Here is a 17875-nt window from a genome sequence, read left to right on the forward strand (position 1 = left end):
CCACCTACCAGGGCGTGGGGCCGCCCCAAAGGCCGCCCGGCCCACAAAAACGGGGGGGGGGGGGGCCCCCCCCCCCCCCGGGCGCGCCCCCCGGGGGGGGGGGGGGGGGGGGGGGGGGCCCCACACCCGCTCACGCCGAGCTGCCCCTCACGCCGGTTCCTCGATCAGGTCGGCGGGACCGATCGTGGCGGGGGTGGCGTGCCCGGACAGGGCGAGGGTGAGGTCCAGTTCGGCCAGCAGGCAGCGGATCACGTGCTCCACGCCCGGCTGCCCGTCGAGGCCGAGCCCGTAGACGTAGGGCCGTCCCACGAGGACCGCCCGCGCGCCGAGCGCGAGCGCCTTGAAGACGTCGTCGCCGGTGCGGACGCCGCTGTCGAACAGGACGGTCAGCCGGTCGCCGACGGCTTCGGCGACGCGGGGGAGCGCGTCGGCGGCGGCCACGGACCCCGCGACCTGACGGCCGCCGTGGTTGGAGACGACGACTCCGTCCATCCCGGCGTCGGCGGCGAGGCGGGCGTCGTCGGCGTGCAGGATGCCCTTGAGCACGATCGGGCCGTCCCAGTTCTCCCGCAGGAACGCCAGGTCCGGCCATGTCTTGGCGGGGTCCGCGAACATGTTGACGAAGTGCAGCACGGCCGCGTTCGGATCCTCGTGCACCGGCTTGGCCAGGGCCGCCTGGAAGGCCGGGTCGGAGAAGTAGTTGGCGGTGCCGACACCGTGCAGGAAGGGCAGGTAGGCCTGGTCGAGGTCGCGGGGGCGCCAGGCCAGCAACGGCGTGTCGAGGGTGACGACCAGCGCGGTGAACCCGGCGGCCCTGGCCCGGTTCAGAAAGCTCCGGGCCACCTCGACGTCCTTGGGCCAGTACAGCTGGAACCAGCGCTCGGCGTCCCCCATCGCCTCGGCGACCTGCTCCATGGGCGTGCTGGAGGCGGAGGACAGGATGAACGGCACGCCCTGCGCGGCGGCGGCCCGGGCGGCGGCCGACTCCGCCTCCGGGTGCATGATCGACAGCACGCCGACCGGGGCCAGGGCCAGCGGGGCGGGCAGGGCGCGGCCCAGCACCTCGACCGACAGGTCCCGCTCGTGCACGTCCCGCAGCATGCGCGGCACGATCCGGCGGCGCTCCAGGGCCGCCCGGTTCGCGCGTGCCGTGTTGCCGTCGCCGGCGCTCCCGGTCACGTAGCCGACCGGCCCGGGGCCGAGCCGCTGCTCGGTCAGTTCCTCCAGCCGGGTCAGATCGGTCGGCAGGCGCGGAACGGCACCTGACAGCCCGTTGAGATAGATCTCGTACTGGAAGTCCGCCCAGTGCTTGGCCATCCGTACGTCCCGCCTCTCCTCGTCGAGTACGCGCCGTGGTGACCATACTCGGCGGTATGCGCGGGACCGGACACCGGCGGTAGGAAGAGCCGCAGCGTCCTCTCGGCGGTCCGTCGGCCGTCTGGCCGGGCGCAGGATCCGCACCGCAGGACGTTTCATCCAGCCTGCGGCCCCCAGGTGTACGAAACCTCCTTCACTCCTCGTCCGTCGGCGCACCCTCCGGCTCCGGCTCGGCGTCCGGCCCCTGTGCCCGCACCCGCTGGACGTGTTCGAGGGACTCGCGCAGTTCGGTGAGCCAGTCGTCGGTGTGGCGCTGCACCAGGCGCACGCACCAGGCGAGGGCGTCGCTGCGGCTGCGGGCGACCCCGCCGGCGATGAGGGTGTCGAGGACCTGTCGTTCGGGCTGGCGCAGCCGGGTCATGACGGGCGCGGCGACATGGGTGAACAGGGCGCGCCGGCCGTCGCACTCCACCCCCCAGGACACCTTCCGGCGATAGCGGTGCTCCGCCTCGCGGGCCACCTCGATCCGGGCCTCGCGGGTGCGTTCCCGGAACTCCTGGATCCTGCCCTCCACCGCGGCCTCCCGCTCGGCGTCCGAGACGTCCTCGGCGAGCCGGGGTGCGGGGATCCGGCCGATCACGGTGATCTCCTCGCGGTCGACCGTGACCTCGGCGAGCTCCTCGAAGAGGTCTTCGGGCAGCCGGCCGGTGAGCCAGCCGCGCAGATTCTCTCGCTGCTCTGTCGTAATCATGTAATGACGATTACTCGGCTGCTCCATGAACACAAGGGGGCGCGGAGGAGTCAGCCGAGAGCTCAATCGGAATGTTTCAGGCCGATTAACGAAGCGGTGGAAACCAGCCAGTTGGCTGCATCAGGCGATCAAGAACCGCACAGTTACGGGCCCGACGTGTTCGAATTCCGTGACTTCACGCCACTGATTCAACACGCAAGGTTACTGAATCGCATGGGGTCGAGGTGTGTTTCCGTCGCGGACTCGGCAGACTCGCGGTCGCCGGTTCGGGCACCACCCCTGAACGGTCCGGCACACCCTCGAATCCTGCGGAAGGATGCACACGATGCGGAACACCGCGCGCTGGGCAGCGACCCTCGCCCTCACCGCCACCGCCGTCTGCGGACCCCTCACCGGGGCCGCCCTGGCCACGCCGGCCTCCCTGTACGCCCCCTCGGCCCTGGTCCTGACCGTCGGTCACGGCGACAGCGCCGCCAACGCGACGCCGCTGCGCGCGGTGACCCTGAGCTGCGCGCCCACGCCCTCGGGAACCCACCCGGCCGCCGACCTGGCCTGTGCCGAACTGCGCGCCGCGGGCGGCGTGGAGGGACTGGCGCCAAGAACCGACGTGCTGTGCACCAAGCAGTACGACCCCGTCGTGGTCACCGTCGACGGCGTATGGCAGGGCAAGCGCGTCTCCTATGAGCGCACCTTCGCCAACTCCTGCCTGAAGTACGCCTACGGAGCCGACGTCTTCGAGTTCTGAGAGACCGGGATCGCGTGGACCCCGTGGTCAACCGGAGCGGCTCGCGGATGGGGAGTGCGGGCCCTCGCCTCGGGGCGACGACGATCTCGCCCCGGGGGTCGGACGGGCGGAGTGGGGCCGCCCGCCGATCCCCGGGTCACCTCCGCCCCTCCCCGGATGTACCGGGGAGGGGCGGAAAGCGTTGCAGCAGCCCGGTCCCGGCCAGCAGCCTGCGGATGCGCGGCTGGTCGGAGACGACGCGCAGGCGTCCGCCGCGCTCCCTCGCCCGCGCCTCGGCCCGGCACAGCACGCGCAGCCCCGAGCAGTCGAAGAACTCGACGCACCGCAGGTCCACCAGCACGTCCGGCTGCGGCCCGGCGGTGGCCGCGTCAAGGTGCTCCCCGAGCGCCCCGGCCGTCGCCAGATCGATCTCGCCGACCGCCACGACCACGGTGAACCGGCCCTCGAACCGGGTGCGGGCGTTGGGGTTCGCCGCGGGCGGTTCGCTCGCACGGTCGTCCGCATCCGGGGTCATGGCCGCTCCACCTCGGCAAGGGGCCCATTCGGTCTCGGTAGTTACCCCGGTGCGGCGGCGAACATCCCTGGAAGGCGTCCCGCAAGAGTGGGTTCACCCGACCTGGTGAATTGAAGTGAAAGCGCTTGACTTGTCGGCGGGCGGCTAGGCCCGGTCGCGATGGCTTGTGTCGCACCAGGGGAACCGGCGGCTCCGTCGGCAGGTGCACAGGGCGACCCGGAAACGGTCCGAGCGGACGGTGCTGCCGTCCTCCAGTTCCACCTCGACCGGACCCTCGACGAGCAGGGGGCCGCGGCGCTGGACCGTGACGCGGCGCGCGTTGTCAGACGGGGAGTTCGGCACGGACGATCACCAGCTCTTCCTTCTCGTCGTCGGCGGCCAGCATGCCCTGTCTGCGCAGCCAGCCGGCCCGCTGCCGCAGCACCGGACCGAACGGGATGTAGTGACGCTGGGTCACCGATGCCCGCATGCCCGCGTCGTGCAGATGGTCAAGGGTCCGCTCCGGGCCGCTGAGCGCGGAGTGGATCATCAGCAGGACACCGCCGGGCCGCAGCAGCTCCGGGGCCTCGCGGCAGATCCGGTCCAGGATGAGCCGGCCGTCCCCGCCCGCGTCCCAGGCGCGGGCGGCTCCGCGCGGCCGGTCGCGCTCGGCGGGCGCGGGCACGTAGGGTGGGTTGGACAGGATCAGGTCGAACCGCTGCCCGCGGACCGGCGCGAACAGGTCGCCGCGCCGGATGCGCAGCGGAAGCCCCGCCATCCGGGCGTTCAGACGTGCGGCGCACACCGCCCGCCACGACACGTCCACCGCGGTCACCCGCGTGCCGCGGCGCGCCGCGGCCAGGGCCAAGGCGCCGGTGCCGGTCCCCACGTCGAGGACGTCCGCGTCCGGCGGCAACGGTTCTTCGAACAGGGCTTCGGTCAGCAGATCGGTGTCTTCCTGCGGGGAGTAGACACCCGGCGGTACCAGTGGATTCACCCGACCCAAGTACCCCGACATTCAGGAAATATGGGAAATTTCGGAGAGCTGGGGAGTGCGCAGGGAGGAACGGCCCGCCCGCCAGTCCTCGAGCAGCCGGGCGGCGAAACGGTCCTCGACATGTCCTGTGGCGTCGATGCCGAACACCACGTCCGGCGCCAGATGCGGCTCCTCCTCCAGCAGACCGCCGATGACGTCGTGGCGCACGACCTGCTCGTGCACGGCGTCGGCCTCCACGTGCTCGTCGTAGAAGTGCTCGGCGGCAGGTCCCGCTCCCGTGCGGCGCATCGCGTCGGCCAGTCGCCGCGACCCCGGCGACGAGGTGATCTCGACGGCTGCGAAGTGGCCGACCAGGGCGCCGCGCAGGGCCCGGTGCAGGCCGAAGAGGGACATCAGATTGACGGTGGCGAGCATCTCCGCGCTCGCCGCGTCGACATAGCGGCCGTACGTCGTGTCCAGGCCCAGGTCCGTCATCAGGTTCGCGAACAGGCGCGCGTGCAGCCGGTCGGCGCGGCCGCCGCCGAACTCGTCGAACTCCACCGCCGCCATCCCTGCCTTGGCCCGTCCGGTGAGCCGCGGCAGCACCCAGGCGTGCGGGTCGGCCTCCTTGAGGTGGTACAGCGAGCGGTGGGTGGCGTACTCGCGCACCTGCCACAACTCGCCCTCCTCCCGAAGGAAGTGGCTGACACCACTGCCCTCGACGGGCTCGACGAGCAGGTCGCCCAGCGCGTCCTCGACCGAGTCGTGCACCGTGGTGTCGGCGCGCAGAGTGGTCAGGAAGCGGTGCTCCAGCGCGGCCCGGGTGCGCAGCAGGTCGGTGTCCCACTCGCGCTCCGGGGGCACGCCCGCCAGACCTCGGTAGTGCAGTTCGTAGCTGAGGTACAGGGCGATCTGGAGGTCGTCCCCGTACGGGTCGGCGGCGGCGACGGTCTCTGGCCGGGGCAGCGGGCCGTTGTCCAGCAGGTAGCCCTTCACACCGGCCGAGACCGGCCCTCGGGGCGACGGAAACAGCGGCCCATCATGGTCGTACGACATGCCGGCCGGGTACCCCGGGAAGGCCGTCACCAACGTCCTTCCTCGCCCGGGGTGAGCGCGCGACCAGCTACGACGCCCCCGTGGGCGCAGTTCGGTCTCACTCGCCCTCGGACTCTTCCTGCGCGTGCTTGTTCGGCGTGATCGCGTCCCCCGCCTCGCCCTCGTCGTCCCGCTTCTCGCCGGACACCTCGGCGTCCTCGGCCTCCCGCAGGACCTCCTCCAGGGCGGTCTTCGGCGGCCGCTCGGCGTTCTCGTGGTTCTCGGGCACGATTCCTCCCTCGCTTCAGTGGTTGGCCCCGGCGATCCGCAGGGGCAGCGGTTCGGGGGCGGCGGGCGACTCGTCGAGCCGGTTGACCTCCGCCCACCAGGCGGGGCCGTCCTCGATGTGCCGTAGCAGGACGCCCTCGCGGATCGCCCAGGGGCAGACGGTGACCGCGCTGAGGCCGGTCAGTTTCATGGCGGTGTGGCCGACCAGCGCGCCGGCCAGGCTCTGGGCCGCGCGCGGCGCGGAGATGCCGGGAAGCCGGGCGCGTTCGGCCGCGGACAGCGCGGCCAGCCGCTCGACGGCCAGCCGCAGGTCGGCGCGGCGCAGCTGCCGCTCCACGAACGGCCCGTGCCGCCCAGGGGCGGCGCCGCACAGCCGGCCCAGCTGCTGGAACGTCCGGGAGGTGGCGACCGCGGTGCGCGGGCCCTCCCAGCGGATCCGCGCCGCCACGTCCCGCAGCTGGTGGCGGACCTTGCGGCGCAGCGCCCGCACCTGCTCCCGGCTGGGCGGGTCCTCGCCGTGGAGGAACTCGTGGGTCAGCCGGCCCGCGCCCAGCGGCAGCGAGGCCACGAAGTCCGGCAACCGGCCGCGGCCGAAGGCGACTTCGAGGGAACCGCCGCCGATGTCCAGCAGTGCCAGCGGTCCCGACCGCCAGCCCATCCAGCGCCGCGCCCCGAGGAAGGTGAGCTCCGCCTCCAGTTCGCCGGGCAGGGTGCACAGCTGGACACCGGTGCGGGACCGGACGGCGCGCAGGACCTCCAGGCGGTTCGGGGCGCTGCGCACCACGGCGGTCGCGAAGGCCAGCGGACCGGCCGCGCCCCAGCGGGCCGCGGTCCGGCTGGCCTCGGTGACCGCCACGACGAGCCGCTCGATGTCCTCCTCCGGGATGTCGTTCCCGGGCCGCACGTGCTCCGACAGCCGCAGCCGCCACTTGGCCGTGTGGACGGGCAGGGGCACCCCTCCGTCGGCGTCCGAAACCACCAGACGTACCGTGTTCGACCCCACATCCACGACGCTGATCCGCATGGGCCGGTGGGTACCCACTTCCGGACACACCGACGCGCACCACGTGCCCGGAGGCCCCACCCTGGCCGGTTCCCGCCGTTGCCGTGGCGCGCGGAGGGGCCGCCGTCTCCCTGCGGACGGCGGCCCCTGGGACCGAGCGGCTCCTGCCGGTGGATCACATGTGGACGACCGGCGCGGCCTCCGGGTCCTGCTCCGGCACCCCGCGGCGGAAGAGCAGGAAGGCGATCACCGCGCCCGCGGCGAACATGCCCGCCGACCACCAGAAGGCGGTGGTGTAGCTCTCGATGGTCGCCTGGGCCTGCACCAGCTTGCTGGTCGCGTCCCGGCCGGCCAGGTAGTCGGTCGCGGCGCTCGCGGCGAGGGTGTTCAGCAGCGCGGTACCGATCGAACCGCCCACCTGCTGCATGGCGTTGACCGTCGCAGAGGCGACGCCCGCGTCCTCGGCGGTCACCCCGCCGGTGGCCAGCTGCATGGAGGCCGGCATGACCAGGCCCAGACCGATGCCGGTCACGATCAGCTGGGGGAGCACCGCGCTGACGTAGCTGGAGCCGACGCCGATGCCGGTCAGCCAGGCCATGCCGACCGCGGCCACCGCGAAGCCCAGCGGGACGGCCACCTTCGGCCCGATGCGCGGCAACAGGACCGTGGTGCCGAGCTGCGCGGCCACCATCAGCGCGCCCACCATCGGCAGGAACGCCACACCGGTCTTCGTCGGGCTGAAGCCGAGGTTGAGCTGCAGGTAGTAGGTGAGGAAGAGGAACACGCCGAACATGCCGCCGGCGGAGATCAGCACCGCGAGGAAGGAGGCCGCCCGGTTGCGGTCGAGCAGGATGCGCAGCGGCAGCAGCGGGTGTGCGGCCCGGGTCTGCCACCAGGCGAAGGCCGCCAGCAGCAGCCCGCCCGCGGTCAGGAAGCCCCAGGTGAGCGCCGAGCCCCAGTCGTGCGTCTCGGCGTTGGAGAAGCCGTAGACCAGCGAGAACAGTCCGGCGGCGACCAGGATCGTGCCGGGCACGTCCAGCTTGCCGTTCTCGGCGTCGCGGTGGTTGGTCAGCAGCATCCAGCCGCCCACGAAGGCGACGACGGCGATCAGCACGTTCACGTACAGCGTCCAGCGCCAGTCGAAGGCGTCGGTCAGCACTCCGCCGAGCAGCAGGCCCACGGCACCGCCGGCGCCGGCGATGGCGCCGTACACGCTGAAGGCCCTGGCGCGTTCCCGGGCGTCGGTGAACGTCGTGTTCAGCAGGGACAGCGCGGCCGGCGCGAGCAGCGCGCCGAAGGCACCCTGCAGGGCGCGGGCGGTGACGAGCATGCCGAAGCCGTTGGCGGCTCCGCCGAGCGCGGAGACGGCGGCGAAGCCGACCACGCCGACCAGGAAGGCCGTCTTGCGCCCGAACAGGTCGGCTATCCGGCCGCCGAGCAGCAGCAGCGAGGCGAACGCCAGGGCGTAGGCGGTGACGATCCACTGCCGGTTGCCGTCGGAGAACCCGAGGTCGGCCTGGGCGGAGGGCAGGGCGATGTTCACGATGGTCGCGTCGAGCACCACCATCAGCTGGGCGATCGCGACGACGGCGAGAATCCACCATCGCTTCGCGGAGGGCGCTTCGGGCGCCTCGACGGCACCTGTGGGGGTGCCGTCGGTGAGGGTCTTCTGGGCCATGGGGGAACCACTCCAGGGAAGCCGTTCGAATGCGGAAGGACGAAACCCAGAACGAAACGGTTTCGTACAGGTGCAGCTTAGACCCCACCCTAGCGAAACGGCAACGTTTCGCTAGGTGTGGCGTCCGTCTCCTCGGTGTCGGTCGCCTCCCGGCCGTGCCACGCTGTTCCCGGAGGACTGATCACCATGGCCGCATCGCTCACCGGTACCTGCCCGACCCTCGACGACGGCCGCCGGGCCGTGCGCTTCGCCCGCACCTACGACCTGCCGGTCGAGCGGGTCTGGCAGTTCGTCACCGACGCCGGGGAACTCGCCCACTGGTTCCCCGCCCGCGCCGAGATCGACCCGCGCCCCGGCGGCACCATCACCTTCGGCGCGGACCCGGACATGCCGGAGTCCACCGGCCGGGTGCTCGGCCTGGACGAACCCCGCCACCTGTCCTTCGAGTGGGGCGGCGACGAGCTCCGCTTCGACCTCGAGGCACTGGACGAACGGCGCACCCGCTTCACCCTGACCAACGTCCTGCAGGCCGCCGACACCGCCGCCCGCAACGCCGCCGGCTGGGAGGTGTGCCTGGCCGCACTCGACGCACACGCGCGCGGCGAGCGGTTCGAGGAACCGCACGCCGGGCCGAGCGCGCTGTGGAAGGAGTTCTACGACGCCTATGTCGAGGCCGGTGTGCCCTCCGGGGCGCCGGTCCCCGGCCTGGACTGACCGCCGCTCACGCCATCTGGCGCCGCACCAGCTCGTGCAGCCGTCCGCCCGTGTCCGCCAGCAGCTGCGCCGGCGGGCCCTGCTGGGCGACCTTGCCGTCCTCCATGACGATCACGCGGTCGGCGTCCAGGACCGTCGACAGGCGGTGGGCGATGACGATCCGGGTGGCGTTGAGCGCCTTGGTCGACTCGATCACCGTGCGCTGGGTCTCGTTGTCCAGGGCGCTGGTCGCCTCGTCGAAGAACAGGATCCGCGGCCGGCGGACCAGCGCTTGGGCGATCATCAGGCGCTGCCGCTGGCCGCCGGAGACGGCACCGCTGCCCGAGACGATCGTGTGCAGCCCCATCGGCATCCGCTTGATGTCCTCGGCCAGGCCCGCCATCTCGGCCGCCGCCATCGCCTCCTCCGGCGTGTACGGCTCGGTGCCGCAGATGACGTCCAGGATGGAACCGGTGAACGGCTGCGCGTGCTGCAGCACGACACCGCACTGACGGCGCACCGCCGACTGGTCCAGGGCGGCCAGGTCCTGGCCGTCGTACAGGACACTGCCCGAGACCGGCTTGTCGAAGCCGATCAGCAGCCTGAGCAGCGTGGACTTGCCGCAGCCGCTGGGGCCGACGATCGCCACGAACTCGCCCGGGCGCACCTCGAAGGACACGTCGTCCAGGACCAGCGGCCCGTCGTCGGCGTACCGGAAGGACAGCCGGCGCGCCTCGATCGCGCCCGACAGCGGACCCGGCCGGGTGCTCGCCGTGCGCACCTCCGGCGTCGCCTCCAGCACCGGCTTGATCTCCTCGAACAGGGGGAGAGCGGCCACCGCCGAGACGAACGCGCCGGTCAGCTGGGTGACCGAGGTCAGCAGCATCGTCACGGAGGTGTTGAAGGTCAGGAAGCTCGCCGCCGACATCGCACCGCGCGCCGGACCTGCCAGCAGCATGAACATCAGCAGGGTGCACAAGGGCAGGTAGACCGCGCCCATGACCGTCGTGAGGTTCTTGATGCGGCCGACCTTCTGCTGCAGTTCACGGCTGCGCGCGAACTCCGACGCCCAGGCCGCGTATGCGTAGTTCTCGGCCGCCGCCACCCGCAGCTTCGGCAGACCGCGCAGGGTCTGGAACGCCTGGTTGTTCAGCTTGTTGCCGAGCACCACCAGCTTGCGCTGCCAGCGCACCTGCCACAGGCCGAGCCCCAGGAACGCGCCCGCGATGACGACGAGCATGCCGATCGCCGCCAGCGCCATCGACGGGCTGTACCAGAACAGCAGCCCCAGGTTCATCGCGCCGACCGTCACCGACTGGGCGACGACCGGCCCGATGCCCGCCATCATCCGGCGCATCGCGCTGATGCCCATCGCCGCGCTCGCCAGCTCACCGGTGGAGCGCTCGGTGAAGAACTTCGTGGGCAGCCGCAGCAGCCGGTCCCAGACGGCCGGCTGCAGGGTGGCCTCGATACGGCCCTCCAGCCGCAGGATGGTGAGGTTCTCCAGCAGCATGAAAGCCGCCGCCACCAGGCTCGTCACCATCACCGCCAGACAGACCTGCCCGATCAGGTTCGTCTGGGCCCTCGGCACGAACTCGCCGAGCACCTTGCCGGTCGCGACCGGCACCAGCGCGCCGATGGCGACCGTGACGAGACCGCTCAGCAGCAGGTTCACTAGGTCGCTTCGGGTGCCCCGCATGCTGAACCGCAGCAGCCGCAGCGGGCTCAGCGTCCGGTCCGGCAACGGCCGGTAGAACATCACCGCGCGCGGCTCGAACTCCTCCGCGTTGGCCTTCTCGACCGGCGTCTCCCGGCCGGTCGCCGGATGCACGGCCACATAGCCCCCGCGCCGCCACAGCAGTGCGACCGGCGCACCCGACAGGGCCCGGTGCCCGACGAGCGGTCCGACGTCGTCCCGCCACCAGTGGCCGTCCAGGCGCACCGCCCTGGTCCGGACGCGGGAGGCGATGGCCACCTGCTCCACCGGGTCGAGCCGGTCGCTGCCGGTGCCGGCCTGCGTGCGGTCGGCGAGCTGGATGCCGGCCGCCTCGGCGACGAGCTTGCAGGCCGCGTACGTCGCGTCCGCGTCGGCGGCGGTCGTGCGCTGGGCCGAGGACTTGCCGATGGAGGCCAGCAGCGTCCGGTCGGCCTGGGCGCGGACCGCCTCACCCGCCTTGATGCCGGCCGCCGTGCGCGTCTCGTGCGTCCGCTCCAGCTGCTCGATCCAGCGGTCCAGCGTGGTCAGCAGCCGGTACTGCTGGTCGACCATGCTCTGCCAGACCGCAGGGTCCATCAGCAGGTCGGCGGCGGCCTCGGCGCCGTACAGCGAGCCGTACTGGACGCTGCCGGGCGGCACCTGCATCCAGAACACGTCATCGTCGGTGACCTCGGCGGCCCGTTCGGTCGCCATCGGCGCCTGGAAGAGGACGGACAGGCTGCGGCCGACGCCGAGGGCGAGGGCGTACTCCAGCGGGCTCGTGGTCGGCGGCACGTACTGCGGGTTGCCGTACGCGTCGTAGGACCAGGTCTGGGTGTCGGCCGTCTGGTACAGCTCGCGCAGACCGATGCGGTGCACCACGCAGTCGCGCAACGGGCGGGCCACCAGGGTGTGCTGCGGCCCGGCGACGGGTCCCAGCAGCAGTGAGCCCGCCTCCAGCCGGCCGAGGTGGTGCCAGTGGCCCTGCTGCGCGGCGTCCACCGCGAACAGGTCCAGGCTCCCGGCCGCGACCAGCCACAGCACCTGCGGGCCCTCCAGATCGAGCCGGGTCAGGCCCGAGCAGTCGACCAGCGTGCCCATGGACCCGAGGGCGCCGAGAACGAGGTCGCCCTCGTGCGGTGTCGTCATCTCATCGCTCCCTGACCAGCGCCGCGTACGCGCCGCCGCGTGCCAGCAGGTCCTCGTGCCGCCCGCGCTCCACGATCGTGCCGTGCTGCAGTACGACGATCTCGTCGCTGTCGCGCACGGTGCTGAGCCGGTGCGCGATCACGACACACGCGCAGCCGCGCCTGCGCAGGTTGTCCATGACGACCAGCTCGGTCTCCGCGTCCAGCGCGCTGGTCACCTCGTCCAGCACCAGGATGCTCGGCCTGCGCACCAACGCCCGCGCGATCTCCAGCCGTTGGCGCTGGCCGCCGGAGAAGTTGCGGCCGTCCTGCTCGACCTTGCTGTGGATGCCGCCGGGGCGACGCACCACGACGTCGTAGAGCGCCGCGTCCCGCAGCGCGTCCACCACCGCCTCGTCCGGGATCGACGGGTCCCACAGCGCCACGTTGTCGCGCACCGACCCCTCGAACAGGAAGACCTCCTGGTCCACGAAGGACACGGAGGCGGCGAGCGCCCCGCGCGGGATGTCGTCCAGGCGCCGGCCGTCGATGCGGATCACGCCCTCCCACGGGGAGTACAGGCCCGAGATCAGCCTGGAGACCGTCGACTTGCCGCTGCCGGAGCCGCCGACCAGGGCGACCTGCTGACCGGGGCCGACGGTCAGGTCGAAGCCGGTGAGCAGGGGCTTGTCCAGTGGGTTGTAGCCGAAGGTGATGTTCTGCAGCTCGACGTGGCCGTGCAGCCGGCGCGTGGAGTCGCCGGCGCCGGGGCGGCCGTAGAGCGGGTCGGCCTGGAAGTTCTCGACGTCCTTCAGGCGGGCCACGTCGGCCGCGAAGTCCTGGATGCGGCCCGCCACACCGTTGAGGCGGGTGATCGGGGCGGTGAAGCGGGTGACCAGCGACTGGAAGGCGACCAGCAGACCCACCGAGATGCCGCCCTCGACCGCGCGCATACCGCCGATCCACAGGATCACCGCGCTGTTCAGCGAGGCCAGCGTCGGCGCGACCACGCCCAGCCAGGCGCTCGGCACACCGAGGCGCTGCTGCTCCTCCAGTGTGGTGGCGTGCTGCCCGGCCCACTTGCGGAAGTAGCCGTCCTCGCCGCCGGTCGCCTTCATCGTCTCGATCAACTGCAGGCCCGTGTAGGCCGTGTTGGTCAAACGGGCGCTGTCGGCGCGCAACTTGGCCGTGCGGGTGGCCCGCAGCCGGATCACCACGCGCATGGCGACGATGTTCAGCAGGGCGACGCCGATGCCGACGAAGGTGAGCTGGGGGTCGTACGTGTACAGGAGTACGGCGTACAGGACCACGACCACCGCGTCCACGCCCGCCGCCGCGAGGTCGCGGGCCAGCGTCTCGGCGACCTGGTCGTTGGACTGCAGCCGCTGCACCAGATCGGCCGGGCTGCGCTGGGCGAAGAACGTCACCGGCAGCCGCAGCAGATGCCGTAGGAAGCGGGCGCTGGAGAGGGTCGAGGAGATGATGCGGCCGCGCAGCAGGTTCGCCTGCTGCAGCCAGGTCAGCAACACGGTGAGCAGCACGCACGCGCCCATCGACGCGAACAGCACGCCCAGCAGCGAGGTTTGACCGCCGATCAGGAACATGTCGATGTAGGTGCGGCTGAGCGCCGGCACCGCCGCGCCGACCAGCACCAGCAGCAGGCTCGCCAGCACCGCGGCCGGCATCGTGCCCGCCGTTCCGCGCAGGCGGGCCGGCATCGCGCCCAGCGCGCCGGGCTTGCGGCCGCCCCTGGTGAAGCCCTCGCCGGGCTCCATCACCAGCACGACACCGGTGAAGCTGCCGTCGAAGTCCTCCATGGGCACGAAACGGCGGCCCTTGCCGGGGTCGTTGATGTACACCCCGCGCCGGCCGAAGCGGCGGCCCATCCCGTCGTAGACGACGTAGTGGTTGAACTCCCAGAACAGCACGGCCGGCGTCTTCACCTCGGCGAGGGCGGCCGTGTCCATCTGCATGCCCTTGGCCGTCAGGCCGTAACTGCGGGCCGCCTTCAGCAGGTTGCTCGCGCGCGAGCCGTCCCGCGAGACGCCGCAGGCGATGCGGAGCTCCTCCAGCGGCACGTGCTTGCCGTAGTGGCCGAGCACCATGGCCAGGGAGGCGGCGCCGCACTCGACGGCCTCCATCTGCAGCACCGTCGGTGTGCGGACGGTCTTCGACTTCCCCGTGGGGACCGGACGCTTGGGCGGGGCGGAGCGGCGTCTGCTCCGCGTCTCCTGGGTGACACTCACGGCAGCAGCCAATCGACGGGACGCTGGTCGGCCAGCCGGATCGAGCCCGAGGCCGTCGTCATGGAGGTGAGATCGAAGGGCGGGCCGTCCTTGGACGACCACTTGTAGCCGCTCTTCGTGGCGGACGACCTGTCCAGCTTCACCGTCACGGCCACCGGGCGGCCCTTCTTGGTGAACTGCTCGCCCAGCTGGCTGTCCCCGAGGAACGCGGCGATCTGCTGGGCGGATTCGGCGGAGCGGTCGACCGACTTCACATGGCCGCGCAGCACGCCGTACTCCTGTGTGGGAACGGAGGAGACGGTGAGGTCGACCGTGGCGTTGTCGGGGATGGCGGCCGCGTTCTCGGCGGGCACGTACACCGTGGCGTACAGCGGGTCCGAGGCGTGGGCGACCTTCTCGACCGCGGCGACGTTCGCGCCGGTCTGGATGATCTGGCCGATGGTGGCGGCGAGTCCGGTGATACGGCCCGCGGCGACCGTGCGGACGACCGAGTTGCCCTGGGCGGTCCGGACCCTCAGGACGGGGGCGCCGGCCGGCAGCCGCTCGCCCTGCTTGGCGAGGACCGCGGTGACCTGGCCCGCGACCGGGCTCTGCAGGATGTAACTGCCCTCGCCGTGGGTGAGGATGGCGGGCGCGCTGACCGTGGAGGCCACCGAACCCGTCACCGCCCACACCGAGGCGGCGGCCACCGCGACCACGGTCACGGAGAGGACCAGCCAGCCCTGGGGGCGGGCGAAGCGCACCGGAAGGTCGAGCTCCTCCGGCGACTGCAGCTTGGCGAGGGCCTGTTGGCGGAACTGCACGGAAATTCCCTCACCTGAAAACGAGGAAGGACCGGCTCGCGCGAGCCGGCTGGTTCACGACATCGGGAAGCCCCGGAGCCGACAAGAGGCTCCGGGACTCAACGATCACAAAGGGTGCGATCAGAGACCGGCGACCAGGTTGGTGACCGGGGCGGTGTTCAGACCGGTGACACCCTCGACGGTGCCGACAGCCGTGTCGACCAGGCCGGAAACCGGGGCGACGCCGTCCACCAGGCCGGTGACGGTGCCGAGGGCGTTCACGGACAGGCCGCCGGAGACGTTGTCGAGCTCGGCGTCGGAGATCTCGACGGTCTCAACCTGGGGGGTGGAGTTCATGATGGAACTTCCCTTCATATGGATATTCACAAGGGGGGAGCGGCCCCCTCTGGGGGACAGAGCGGCACCGCGGCCGCAGGCAACCCGGGCTCCGTCTCCGAAGCCCCGCGGCTCCCGCAGTGCGATGGATCAAAGCACGCGGCCGGTCCGCCCTTCCAATCAACCACCCGCCTCACCAGGCAACTTGCGTCGCTGAGGTACCGACGCGTGCAGGATTCTGCACGCGTCGGTGGCAGCTTCTTCACATGCGTCACGGCATCGGCTCGTCGGAGCGCTTGCTGATCGTCGCGCGAATCCGACACTCCCGCCGCAATGGCGTGGGGGTGGCCGATCGTGTGTGCAGAACTACCGCACCCCGTGACTTCGTTGAGTATTCAATGTGCAGATTCTCGGGAGCCGGGATTGGGTGCGCTGTTCACGACGGATCGTCGCCGACCGGATGCGGAGCGTGTCTGATCGGGAAAGTCCTCGAACCGTGTCAGCCCAGCAGCGCGTAGACCGTGCTCGCGGTCGCCGCGACTTCCCCCGACCTCTCCTCCGTCATCGTGACGTTCGCGAACGCCATGCGGCGGCCCAGCTTGGTGACCACCGCCTCGATCAGGACATCCGATCCCGTCACCGCGCGCTGGAACGACGTCGACTGCTGAACCGTCGTCATGGGCCCGTACCCGCCGCGCGCCGCCGACACCGCGATCACGGTCGTCGTGTCCGCGGCGGCCATCAGCGCCTGCCCCGACAGCCCGCCGCCCTCCCGTGCCAGCCGGTCCGACCAGGGAAGACGCAGTGTCGCGCGGTCCTCGTCCACCGCCTCCACGGCGAGGCCCAGTTCGAGAATCCAAGGGGCGAAGCAGGCGGCAAGGATCTTGTCGGCTTCGGCGGTCGTCATCGTCATATGGGCGATTGTTCCCCGCGCCGCGGCGCCGGACGCGGTGCATGGCCGATTCCGCATCGGGTCAAGCGAGTTGGCAAACGGAATTGAACGCACCGCGCGGCCCCTGCGTACCAACAGCCATCCAGGCGCCCAGAACGACAACAGCTGCCGAACGGCGGCACAGACTCCGGTCCCCCAGGAGGTCGAGAAGTTTGAGTCACAAGCGAATTCCGAAGCGCAAGACCGCTATCGCGGCGGGCAGCGTCGTGGCGCTCGGCGCGGCGGCGATCCTGCTGCCGAACGCCAACGCCTCGCAGGACGGCTCGTCGGCCGGCGCCGCCCCCAAGACTCTGAAGGCCGCGGACGCCTCGGATCTCGCCGCGCAGCTTCAGAGCACGCTCGGCCAGGCCTTCGCCGGTTCCTACTACGACTCGGCCGCACAGCAGCTCGTCGTGAACGTCGTGTCCGGTGAGGACAACAAGGTGGTCGTCGAGGCGAAGAAGGCAGGTGCGAAGGTCCGTGAGGTCAAGAACAGCCTCGCGGCGCTGAAGTCGGGTGCCCAGACCCTCAAGGCCAAGGCGACCATACCGGGCACGGCGTGGGCGATGGACCCGAAGACGAACAAGCTCGCCGTCACCGCCGACTCCACCGTCAGCGCCGCCGAATGGAACAGACTGACGTCGACGGTGAAGAGCCTCGGTGCCGACATGGCGACGGTGAAGCGGTCCTCCGGCACCTTCAAGACCCTCGTGTCGGGCGGCGACGCCATCTTCGCCCAGGCCCAGGGCGGCACGGTCCGCTGCTCCCTCGGCTTCAACGTCACCGCCGGCGACGGCAGTCCGGCGTTCCTGACCGCCGGTCACTGCGGTGTGGCAGCCAAGCAGTGGTCCGACTCCGAGACCGGCCAGCCCATCGCCACGGTCGACCAGGCCACCTTCCCCGGCGCCGGTGACTTCTCCCTCGTCAAGTACGACGACCCGAACACCCAGGCGCCGAGCGAGGTCAACGTCGGCAACGGACAGACCGTCCAGATCACCGGTGCCGCCGACGCCACCGTCGGCGAGACGGTCTTCCGCATGGGCAGCACCACCGGTCTGCACAACGGCCAGGTCACCGGCCTGGACGCCACGGTCAACTTCCAGAGCGAGACCGACCCGAACGGCGTCGACACCGTCACCGGCCTCATCCAGACCAACGTCTGCGCCGAGGCCGGCGACAGCGGTGGCTCCCTGTTCACCCAGGACGGCAGCGCGGTCGGCATGACCTCGGGCGGCAGCGGCGACTGCACCGCGGGCGGCGAGACCTTCTTCCAGCCGGTGACCACGGCCCTGCAGGCCACGGGCGCCACGCTGGGCGACGGCGGCGCGGGCGCGGGTGCGGGCGACCAGGGCGGCTCGGCCGACCCGTCGGCCTCCGCCAGCGACGGTGCGGGCGCCGGTGACCAGGCCGGCGGCGGCGACGCGGTGGGCGGCGGCGCCGACCCGTCGGCGAGCGCGACCGACGGCACGGGCGACCAGTCCGGTGCGGGCGTGGGTGACCAGTCCGGTGCCGGTGACCAGTCCGGGGCGGGCACCGGCGATCAGTCGGGGGCGGGCACCGGCGACCAGTCCGGGACCGGTGCTCAGGACAACGGCTCGTCCTCGCTCACTCAGACCCACTGATCGGCCTCACGCGCGGTTCCGGTCGACGGTGGACGGTCCGGCCCTCCGGCGGGAGGGCCGGACCGCGTCGTGTCCGTCACCGGTTTCGGTCAACTATCGCCGGTCGTGCCGATGGCACCGCGGCGGTCCCGTCCACCCCCTCACGGCCACCGGGAC

At 71.7% G+C, this 17875-nt stretch carries 17 protein-coding genes; 3 read left to right on the forward strand and 14 right to left on the reverse strand.

Annotation, left to right across the window (positions count from 1 at the left end):
* Positions 1 to 147: 147 nt before the first annotated feature.
* Positions 148 to 1317 carry a lactate 2-monooxygenase gene (locus tag ACIGDI_RS42675; protein ID WP_399908248.1) on the reverse strand — a complete coding sequence of 390 codons (1170 nt, stop codon included), beginning with the start codon at positions 1315 to 1317 and terminating at the stop codon, positions 148 to 150.
* A 193-nt stretch (positions 1318 to 1510) separates the two neighbouring features.
* Positions 1511 to 2068 (reverse strand): hypothetical protein, encoded by a 558-nt coding sequence (locus ACIGDI_RS42680; protein ID WP_399908251.1) that lies wholly within the window; start codon positions 2066 to 2068, stop codon positions 1511 to 1513.
* A 325-nt stretch (positions 2069 to 2393) separates the two neighbouring features.
* Between ACIGDI_RS42680 and ACIGDI_RS42685 the strand changes: the two genes are divergently transcribed.
* Positions 2394 to 2813 (forward strand): subtilase-type protease inhibitor, encoded by a 420-nt coding sequence (locus ACIGDI_RS42685; RefSeq protein ID WP_399908253.1) that lies wholly within the window; start codon positions 2394 to 2396, stop codon positions 2811 to 2813.
* Between the two features lie 136 nt (positions 2814 to 2949).
* Here ACIGDI_RS42685 and ACIGDI_RS42690 read toward each other — a convergent pair whose 3' ends face one another.
* From ACIGDI_RS42690 to ACIGDI_RS42720, 7 genes are all read right to left on the reverse strand, one after another.
* Complete coding sequence (locus ACIGDI_RS42690; RefSeq protein ID WP_399908256.1) at positions 2950 to 3327, reverse strand: STAS domain-containing protein; 378 nt, start codon at positions 3325 to 3327, stop codon at positions 2950 to 2952.
* A gap of 144 nt (positions 3328 to 3471) precedes the next feature.
* Positions 3472 to 3669: a CDGSH iron-sulfur domain-containing protein gene (locus ACIGDI_RS42695; RefSeq protein WP_399908258.1), complete on the reverse strand. Its 198-nt coding sequence runs from the start codon at positions 3667 to 3669 to the stop codon at positions 3472 to 3474.
* Positions 3650 to 4324, reverse strand: coding sequence for a HemK2/MTQ2 family protein methyltransferase (locus ACIGDI_RS42700; RefSeq protein ID WP_399908261.1), 675 nt, complete (start codon positions 4322 to 4324; stop codon positions 3650 to 3652). The genes ACIGDI_RS42695 and ACIGDI_RS42700 overlap by 20 nt, the downstream gene beginning before the upstream one ends.
* The gene (locus ACIGDI_RS42705; protein WP_399908360.1) at positions 4325 to 5338 is read right to left on the reverse strand and encodes an iron-containing redox enzyme family protein; all 1014 of its coding nucleotides are present in this window, start codon (positions 5336 to 5338) and stop codon (positions 4325 to 4327) included. It abuts the gene before it with no gap.
* 97 nt (positions 5339 to 5435) lie between these two features.
* Complete coding sequence (locus ACIGDI_RS42710; protein WP_399908264.1) at positions 5436 to 5606, reverse strand: hypothetical protein; 171 nt, start codon at positions 5604 to 5606, stop codon at positions 5436 to 5438.
* 15 nt (positions 5607 to 5621) lie between these two features.
* The gene (locus ACIGDI_RS42715; protein WP_399908265.1) at positions 5622 to 6629 is read right to left on the reverse strand and encodes a Ppx/GppA family phosphatase; all 1008 of its coding nucleotides are present in this window, start codon (positions 6627 to 6629) and stop codon (positions 5622 to 5624) included.
* Positions 6630 to 6783: 154 nt separating this feature from the next.
* The gene (locus tag ACIGDI_RS42720; RefSeq protein WP_399908268.1) at positions 6784 to 8286 is read right to left on the reverse strand and encodes an MFS transporter; all 1503 of its coding nucleotides are present in this window, start codon (positions 8284 to 8286) and stop codon (positions 6784 to 6786) included.
* Positions 8287 to 8472: 186 nt separating this feature from the next.
* Here ACIGDI_RS42720 and ACIGDI_RS42725 point away from each other — a divergent pair, with 186 nt between their 5' ends.
* Positions 8473 to 9000, forward strand: a complete 528-nt coding sequence (locus ACIGDI_RS42725) for an SRPBCC family protein (protein ID WP_399908269.1) — start codon at positions 8473 to 8475, stop codon at positions 8998 to 9000.
* Between the two features lie 7 nt (positions 9001 to 9007).
* Here the strand turns inward: ACIGDI_RS42725 and ACIGDI_RS42730 are convergent, their stop codons facing one another.
* The 5 genes from ACIGDI_RS42730 to ACIGDI_RS42750 all read right to left on the reverse strand — a co-directional run bounded on the left by ACIGDI_RS42730 (position 9008) and on the right by ACIGDI_RS42750 (position 16079).
* Positions 9008 to 11824, reverse strand: a complete 2817-nt coding sequence (locus ACIGDI_RS42730) for an NHLP bacteriocin export ABC transporter permease/ATPase subunit (RefSeq protein ID WP_399908272.1) — start codon at positions 11822 to 11824, stop codon at positions 9008 to 9010.
* A 1-nt stretch (position 11825) separates the two neighbouring features.
* Positions 11826 to 14048, reverse strand: a complete 2223-nt coding sequence (locus tag ACIGDI_RS42735; protein WP_399908275.1) for an NHLP family bacteriocin export ABC transporter peptidase/permease/ATPase subunit — start codon at positions 14046 to 14048, stop codon at positions 11826 to 11828.
* Positions 14045 to 14851 carry an HlyD family efflux transporter periplasmic adaptor subunit gene (locus ACIGDI_RS42740; RefSeq protein ID WP_399908278.1) on the reverse strand — a complete coding sequence of 269 codons (807 nt, stop codon included), beginning with the start codon at positions 14849 to 14851 and terminating at the stop codon, positions 14045 to 14047. Before ACIGDI_RS42740 ends, ACIGDI_RS42735 begins: the two co-directional genes overlap by 4 nt.
* Before the next feature lie 120 nt (positions 14852 to 14971).
* Positions 14972 to 15187, reverse strand: a complete 216-nt coding sequence (locus ACIGDI_RS42745) for a type A2 lantipeptide (protein ID WP_200701954.1) — start codon at positions 15185 to 15187, stop codon at positions 14972 to 14974.
* A gap of 478 nt (positions 15188 to 15665) precedes the next feature.
* On the reverse strand, positions 15666 to 16079 hold the full coding sequence (locus ACIGDI_RS42750) for a PaaI family thioesterase (RefSeq protein WP_399908281.1): 414 nt from the start codon (positions 16077 to 16079) through the stop codon (positions 15666 to 15668).
* 191 nt (positions 16080 to 16270) lie between these two features.
* Between ACIGDI_RS42750 and ACIGDI_RS42755 the strand changes: the two genes are divergently transcribed.
* Complete coding sequence (locus ACIGDI_RS42755; protein ID WP_399908284.1) at positions 16271 to 17719, forward strand: S1 family peptidase; 1449 nt, start codon at positions 16271 to 16273, stop codon at positions 17717 to 17719.
* The last annotated feature ends 156 nt before the right edge of the window (positions 17720 to 17875 follow it).

Origin of the sequence: Streptomyces sp. NPDC085900, from assembly GCF_044540925.1 — a bacterium.
GTDB lineage: Bacteria > Actinomycetota > Actinomycetes > Streptomycetales > Streptomycetaceae > Streptomyces > Streptomyces gilvifuscus.